The 7158-nt window shown below is 69.1% G+C and carries 7 protein-coding genes; 4 read left to right on the forward strand and 3 right to left on the reverse strand.

The features are described from left to right. The first annotated feature begins 15 nt into the window (after positions 1-15). Positions 16-690: a hypothetical protein gene (locus ACFYML_RS31280; RefSeq protein WP_387424046.1), complete on the forward strand. Its 675-nt coding sequence runs from the start codon at positions 16-18 to the stop codon at positions 688-690. Between the two features lie 200 nt (positions 691-890). On the opposite strand, the gene ACFYML_RS31285 is transcribed toward ACFYML_RS31280, so the two are convergent. Continuing rightward, a complete protein-coding gene (locus tag ACFYML_RS31285; RefSeq protein ID WP_387424047.1) occupies positions 891-2048 on the reverse strand; it encodes a S1 family peptidase in 1158 nt (385 codons plus the stop codon). A 479-nt stretch (positions 2049-2527) separates the two neighbouring features. Here ACFYML_RS31285 and ACFYML_RS31290 point away from each other — a divergent pair, with 479 nt between their 5' ends. After that, positions 2528-3250, forward strand: coding sequence for a hypothetical protein (locus tag ACFYML_RS31290; RefSeq protein WP_387424048.1), 723 nt, complete (start codon positions 2528-2530; stop codon positions 3248-3250). A gap of 301 nt (positions 3251-3551) precedes the next feature. Here ACFYML_RS31290 and ACFYML_RS31295 read toward each other — a convergent pair whose 3' ends face one another. Both ACFYML_RS31295 and ACFYML_RS31300 read right to left on the reverse strand, forming a co-directional pair. Then, positions 3552-4100, reverse strand: coding sequence for a hypothetical protein (locus tag ACFYML_RS31295; RefSeq protein WP_387424049.1), 549 nt, complete (start codon positions 4098-4100; stop codon positions 3552-3554). 289 nt (positions 4101-4389) lie between these two features. Further along, complete coding sequence (locus ACFYML_RS31300) at positions 4390-4833, reverse strand: DUF6069 family protein (RefSeq protein ID WP_387424050.1); 444 nt, start codon at positions 4831-4833, stop codon at positions 4390-4392. A 365-nt stretch (positions 4834-5198) separates the two neighbouring features. On the opposite strand from ACFYML_RS31300, the gene ACFYML_RS31305 reads away from it, so the two are divergent. Further along, entirely contained in the window at positions 5199-5561 is a 363-nt protein-coding gene (locus ACFYML_RS31305) for a YciI family protein (protein WP_387424051.1), read from the forward strand. Between the two features lie 23 nt (positions 5562-5584). Beyond that, positions 5585-6796 (forward strand): RNA polymerase sigma factor, encoded by a 1212-nt coding sequence (locus ACFYML_RS31310; protein WP_387424052.1) that lies wholly within the window; start codon positions 5585-5587, stop codon positions 6794-6796. The last annotated feature ends 362 nt before the right edge of the window (positions 6797-7158 follow it).

Raw genomic sequence — 7158 nt, forward strand, 5'->3', positions numbered from 1 at the left:
TCGAGGACGGTCTCCATGCGTTCCCGCCTTCTGCCCGCCGGCACGCTGGCCGCGGCAGTAGCGACCGCCGTACTGATCACCGGATGCAGCTCCGGCGACGACTGGTCCCGGCCGCACCCGAAGCCCACCGCCGTCGGCACTCTCGGCCCGGGGTTCTTCGACCCGGCCGCACCGCCCGCCCCGGAGGCGACGATCACGCCACGGCCCGGCTCCTGGGACGGGGTCCGTCCGTCGAAGGGCTACCGGGTGGTGCTGCTCACCGCAGGGGAAGACCCGCAGACCAGGACGCTGGTGAACGCCGTGACGCAGTGGGCCGAGGACGAGCAGGCCAGCCTCAAAACCATCACCGCCGCTGAGCCCGATCAGCTCATTCCGCAGATCAGCAAAGCAATCGACCTGGCACCCGATCTCATCATCAGCGCCGGCAACGATCTCGTCGACCCGATGGCCCTCGTCACACCCCACCACCTCGACCAACAGTTCCTCGTGCTCGGCGCCGAACTGGCCGAACCCACCGCGAACGTCACCGCCGCCGACTGGACGGGTGCGTCGTTCCGCGGCGAAGGACTCGGCATGTCCTCAACGTACGACCCCGCCACCTTCACCCCCGAGCGCGCCGGCCGCGCCGTCCGGGCCGGCGTCGCGGCCGTACTCAACCGCCTGACCGGCATCGTCATCTGGCTGGACTAGACGCCACGAGCTGCCAGCCCCTGGCTTGATCTTCAACCCGTGGTGGCGATGATCGCCTCCAAATCGACGGCGGGGCTTCGGCGAATTGTGCTGGAAGGACGACGCATCATCGGCGGCGGATTGGCAGGAACCGGCTGCCGGGGCAGGGATGCCCGACAGCCGGTTCCACAGAGCGGTCGTGTCACGGAGCCCCAACGGGGTCAGTAGACGTGCAGACCGCGAGCGTTGAGGACCTCCTGGACCGGCTGGTGGTAGGCCCGCTTGTCACTGACGTTGGTGTTGCACGGGTCGTCGCCGGTGTTGCTGCCGGAGTGGATGCCGAGTGCGACGCTGCCGTGATAGACCGGGCCGCCGCTGTCGCCGCCCTTGCCGCAGAGGCTCGTCTTGATCATGCCGTAGAGGGTCTCTCCGGACGAGTAGGTCACGGTCGTGCTGGTCAGCAGCACCTGGCCGACCAGATCCTTGCTGGTGGCGCCGACGCGGGACACCGACTCGCCGTCGTACGGGTAGCGGGAGCTGGCGATGTCCTGGGCGCCGTTGTCGACGTTGCCGTACGCCGTGACGTAGTCGGGCGTGTAGTCGATGTCGGCCCAGTCGTTGCCCGGCCAGCTGACGGCGACCCGGTTGCCGAGGTAGAGGCCGCTCGCCGTGTCGTACCAGTTCTGGGTGCCCTCGGCGCAGTGCCCGGCGGTGAGGAAGTGCCGGTTTCCGCTGGAGGTTGCCACGTTGAAACCGATCGAGCAGTACAGGCTGCTGTAGGTGTTGCGGATCGAGTCTCCGCCGGACATGTAGATCTCGTCCTTGGTGATCTTCCCGGAGATCCGCTCGAACCGGACCGCGCCGCCGAACTTGTCCGTGACGGCCTTCAGCCTGGCGGTGTTGGCGGGGTTGACCGTGCTGTCCAGCTCCACCGAGACCTGGTTGGTGGACGGGTCCACACCCCACGAGGTGCCGGGGATGCCGGCGAGCTTGTCGAGTGCGGTGTGGACCGACTCCAGCGTCGCGGTGCTGTAGGTGACCAGTTCCGCCACGCCGCCCGCCGCCCGGACGCTCTGCGCGGCCGCCTGGTCGGTCACGGCCACGACCAGCTGCCCGCTGTTGTTGAGGTAGACGCCGCCGGTGCGGGCCTTCCCCAGCGAGCCGACCAGCGCCTGCGCCTGCTGGCCCTTGCTGCTGAGCGCGGCCGCCGCGTCCGGCAGGTCAGCCGCTGCGGTGGGAGCCGCCAGGGCGGCAGCCGGAACGAGCAGCGCGGCGACCAACAGTCCGGCCGTACCGGCCGCGGCGATGGCGCGGCCGGAAGGCGTACGTCCGTCGGTGGTCGCCGCGTTCGAGCCTGCCTTCAGCGAACTTCGGATCACGTTCACTCCATCGGGTAGCGGTGTCGCGCCAGCGGTGCCGGCACGTACGTGACTTGCACGGTTGCACGGCGTGACGATGATCGTCTACAGAGGAATTGACGTCCCCGACTGGCGGCCCCGACTGACACCACCCTGGTTGACCTGCGCCGATGGGCTCATCGTCGCCGATAGGTGGCCAGACCGCATCGGTCTCGCTCCATGCGCTGTTCATGATCTCTTCACCCGCGCTCCCGCCATCCGGGATGCTCGTCCTTGATCGCACAGCGTCGCGTCGTGGTCGTTCTTGGCGACGGCAGCAGCCGATGCGGACGAGCGGTCACGGTCAGGATCGAACTTGACGACGGCCGTCCCGTCCGACCCGAAAGGTGACTCATTTTCCGATTCGCCCATCGCTCAGAATCGCCGACTTTACGATCGCCGAAGCGCCCGCGCTGTCGGAGCGCCAGCCTGATCGAGCCGTCTTACAGGCAGGAGGGGACATGGCACCGACCCGAGCACTTCGGACGCTGGTCTCGGCGGCTGTCGGCGGCTTGATCGCCATCGCCGCGGCGGCACCGGCCGTGGCCACGGCTCCATCGGATCCCGGCACGGCCCTGGCCGGCGGCACCACACCCGCTGCGCCGGAAGAGCCACGCCCCCCGCTACTCCCGGCAGACTTTCAGGGAACGGGCCGGTACGTCGTTCGCGACCTCGGCATCGATGTTCCCTTCAGCTGGCAGGGAGGCGACGGCGACAGTCAGATGATCGCCGGGGGCCCGGAGTATCCGATCTGGTTCACAAACCTGATCTACCACAACACGCTCTACACGCTCACCTACAAGTGGCCGGGCATTCCGCCGACTCCGCCGCAGCCCTGCCACGAGGTGGGGTTCTTCAACCGCCAGATACTCAACGACGCGCTGAAGACGGCGCGCTTCGTGGGACCGGAGATTCTGCAAGGGGACGACGATCGGCACGTCGATCATTGGCGGGTGAGTGTGGTTGCGGGCTTTACCCAGCCGGGAGCAGTTCCTCGGATCCCGCTCGCGCTCGGTGATGTCTATGTCGACCAGAGGGATCCAAGCCGCTGGTGGCAGGTGCTGCAGTTCGGCATCCAAAACCTCTACGATCCGGCGCTGGATGAGTGGTTCACGATGGACACGTTCAGGCACCGGCCAGGGCAGGTGACGCTTCCCGACAGGTGTCCGCCGCCAACGGCCTGATCTCGCACCGGCCTTTGGCGCTGGCGCCTCGTCAACTCCCATTACAACGCCGAATCGTGGCCGGCACTCTTCAATCCGCGTGTGCGTGCTCTGGCGAACGCCTGCCCCGCTCACAGGCAGGCCAGTCACAGATGCTCACAGCGGCTCACGGAGCTGCTCGGTCGGGTCTCGTCGCCGGAGTAGGGCCGGCGTCCAGCAGTGGAATGTTCGAGTCAGCACAGGGGAAATTCCGCCGTGACATGGCACGTCCCGGGCGCATGGCGCCAGCCTGGCGGGAGTGACGATCAGCCGGGCTCGGTCGTCAACGGGAACGCTGGCCGGTTGACGGCTGGGCAGTCAGCCGAGGTTCCACATCCTCCGGCAGCTCAGCACCACACAGCACGCAGATGTAGTCGTCGTCGCGGACGAGGTTGTGTTCGCCGCAGTCGAGGCAGCGCCGGAAGACGACGGCGACGGTGAAGGCTTCCGGACGGCCGATACCCGCCCAATCGAGGGCGTCCGCCACTGCCGCCCATGAGGTGGGATTGGGGCAGTAGCCGGTGGACTGGTTGCTCACCTCGGCCACGACCCAGCCGTCCCGCTCGTCGGCGAAGGCGATCTCCCCCGCGCCGAGGACCTTCCCACCGCCGGCGCAGGCGACGTGCTCGCTGCGTCTCGGTGCGAGACGCAACGTACCGCCAGTGTCGATGACGTACGTGAACGGCTCGTCACGGTCGCGCGGATCTGCTGCCGCCAGAAAGGTGTCGAGATCGGCCGGTGATCGGACGGGCCAGCCCTCGGGCGCGTCGGCGACCGACGCCCGCACGTCCGCCGGGCCGACATAACGGTATCGACGCCCCGCCCCTACCACGGCACCGAGCCTACGCCCGTGCGGCCGCCATCGTGCACAACCGCGCCGGTCTGAGCAGACTGGTCAAAGCGTTGCGAGCCCGTCATCAAGCGCCCGGCGTGATGGAACGGATGCTGTGCTGCTCACGGGGACCGGTCTTGAATACGCCGCGAGCCCTCGTGCGAACGCGGCCATCTGCCCTTTCGTCAGGTCGCCGGCGTCTTTCACCACCGCAACCGGGGTGGCGGCGAGCGGGGTGGGACTGATGACGCCGGCCCGGCGAAAGGGCAATGGCACGGTTCGAACCGGATCAGCGTGTGGGGGCGAGCCGCCCCGCCAGGGTCGGCACCACGATCGCGGCGGCGACGATGTGCAGCGTGATCAGGGTGGCCGCGGAGCCGGCGTCGAATCCGAACGTGAGGTCCGGGACGACCGACAGCGCGGTCAGGGCGACCGCTGTCCGCACGAACGTGCGCCGCGGTCGGCGTACCTTGCGCGCCATGACGGCGGCGATCCCGACGCCGACGAGCGAGAAGACCAGCGTCAGCTGCGCGAACCCGGCGATCGGGATGCTCGCGCCGGTGCTGTCGGCGAACGAGATCCCGGCGGCCGACGCGACCGCCGCGAGGACGGTCGTGGTGACCGAGGCGACGACGGCTGCGGCGACGCCCTGCTTCCACACCGGCTGTCGCTTGGTGGCCGGGGCCGGCGCGTTGGGGGCTACGCGGGTGGGGACCTGGGTGGTGGTGGACATGTCGGGCTCCGTTTCCTCGGCAGGTCGCCCGGTGCGACCCGCTCACACCCATTCGACGAACGGGCGGGTCCGGATTCGACAGGTCGCGAGAAGAAAGTTCTACGGGTCGATGCGCGGTGACGCAGCGTCGGGACGGGCCGGCGCGGGACCCGGCTGTGACGCCGGCGCAGCCAGTCCCGTCGGGTACGCCCTACACGAAGGCGCGGCTGAGCACACGAACGTCCTGTGCTTGGCGCAGGACGTTCGGTTGGCCGACGAAGAACACGACCGCGAGGTTTCCGGGGCAGGTTGTCGTATCGGCAGGACGCCGTTCGTGGTGAGGTGGAAGGCAGTCATCGGGACCGCCGGAACTGAGGAGAAGTGGGATGACGCACTACCTGCTGGCCGTGCACGGCCCCGCCGAGATGGACGAGTTCGGCAACTACGGCTCCAAGGAGGAGATGGAGGAGGCGTTCGCCGCGACCGGCGCCTTCAATGACAAGCTGCACGCCGAAGGCTACTGGGTCTTCGCCGGTGGGCTTCAGCCGGCGTTGACGGCGACCGTCGTGGACGGCCGGGGCGAGACGCCGGTGATCACCGACGGCCCCTACCTCGAAACCAAGGAGATCATCGGGGGCTTCTGGGTCATTGACGCACCCGACCTCGACGTGGCGCTCAAGCTCGCGGCCGAGGGGTCCAAGGCGTGCCGGGGCAAGGTCGAGGTCCGTCCGTTCGACGGCCTCGCCTGAGCCAGCGCGACCGGCGACTATCGATGCAGCCCGCAACGGCGGCCGTCGAGCGGGTCTTCCGCGAGGAGTACGGCCGCCTGATCGCCTCGCTCGTCCGCCGCTTCGGTGACATCGACATCGCGGAGGAAGCGGCGGGCGAGGCGCTCGTGGCCGCGCTGGAGAATTGGCCGGAGTCCGGCGTACCTCCCAACCCCGGCGGCTGGCTCACCATCACCGCGGGCAACCGCGCGATCGACCGGATCCGCCGGGAGAAACAGCGCGACGCCAAGCATCAGGCGGCCATCGTGTACCACGACGACACGCCCCACGAGCCCACCGGCCCAGTCGAGGACGACCGGTTGCGGCTGCTCTTCACCTGCTGCCACCCGGCGCTGGCACCGGAAGCGCGGATCGCGCTGACGCTCCGGCTGCTCGGTGGGCTGACCGTGGCCGAGATCGCGCAGGCGTTTCTCGTGCCAGAGACCACGATGGCGCAGCGGATCACCCGGGCGAAGAAGAAGATCTCGTCGGCGAAGTTGCCCTACCGGGTGCCCGAGGCCGCCGACCTCCCCGAGCGGCTCGGCGGCGTGCTGGCGGTGCTGTTCCTCGTCTTCAACGAGGGCTACCTCGCCACCGGCGATGGCGACCCGATTCGAGCCGAGCTCACCGGCGAGGCAATCCGGCTGACGCGGATCCTCCGCCATCTGCTCCCCGAGGAGCCGGAGGTGGCCGGTCTGCTCGGGCTGCTGGTGCTCACCGAGGCCCGGCGTGAGGCCCGCGTGCGGAATGGGCAGCTGGTCCCGCTCGATGAGCAGGACCGCGCCGGCTGGGACCGCGCCCTGATCGACGAGGGCCACGACCTGGTCCGCGAGTGCCTCGCGATCAACCGACCCGGCCGCTACCAGATACTCGCCGCGATCAACGCCGTCCACACCGACGCCCCCACGGCGCCGGACACTGACTGGTCACAGGTCGTCGCGCTGTACGACCAGCTGACCCGGCTCGACCCGTCGCCGATCGTCGCACTCAACCGCGCGGTCGCGGTCGCCGAGCTGGACGGCCCGGAGGTCGCTCTCGCTCTGGTCGACCGGCTGCCGCTCACGGGCTACCACGCGTGGCACGCCACCCGCGCCGACCTGCTCCGCAGGCTTGGCCGGAGCGCCGAGGCGAAGGAGGCGTACGACGCCGCGATCGCCGCCACCCAGAACTCCGCCGAGTGCGCCTACCTGAGCAGGAAGCGCGGCGAGTTGGTCTGAGCAGTCCTACCATTCGGCACGAGGCCGACGGCGCCAACCGTTGTCGGGCTTGTGGCGCTCCTGGCCGTCGCAGGCTGCGCCGAATCGTCTCCGCGGGCGCGGGCGCGCTCAGCGCGACCTTGGTCTCCAGATCCAGGTCGCGCAGCCACACCCGACCAGCTGGGACAGCTGCTGGGGGCCAGCTCGCCCTGACCGACAACTGGCGTTCCGGAGGGCTCTGGCGGGTGTCTTGAGCACTCACTCTGCCTGCCCGCTGATCGGCAGATCCGGGCGTTGCCGGATCGCCCGCCGTAACCCACCGTAGTTGGTGAGCTCTTCCTCGTGGCCGTCGTTCTATCTGCCTCCTGGCAGGGGAATCCGGC

Source organism: Micromonospora sp. NPDC007230 (assembly GCF_042869115.1).
Classification (GTDB): domain Bacteria; phylum Actinomycetota; class Actinomycetes; order Mycobacteriales; family Micromonosporaceae; genus Micromonospora.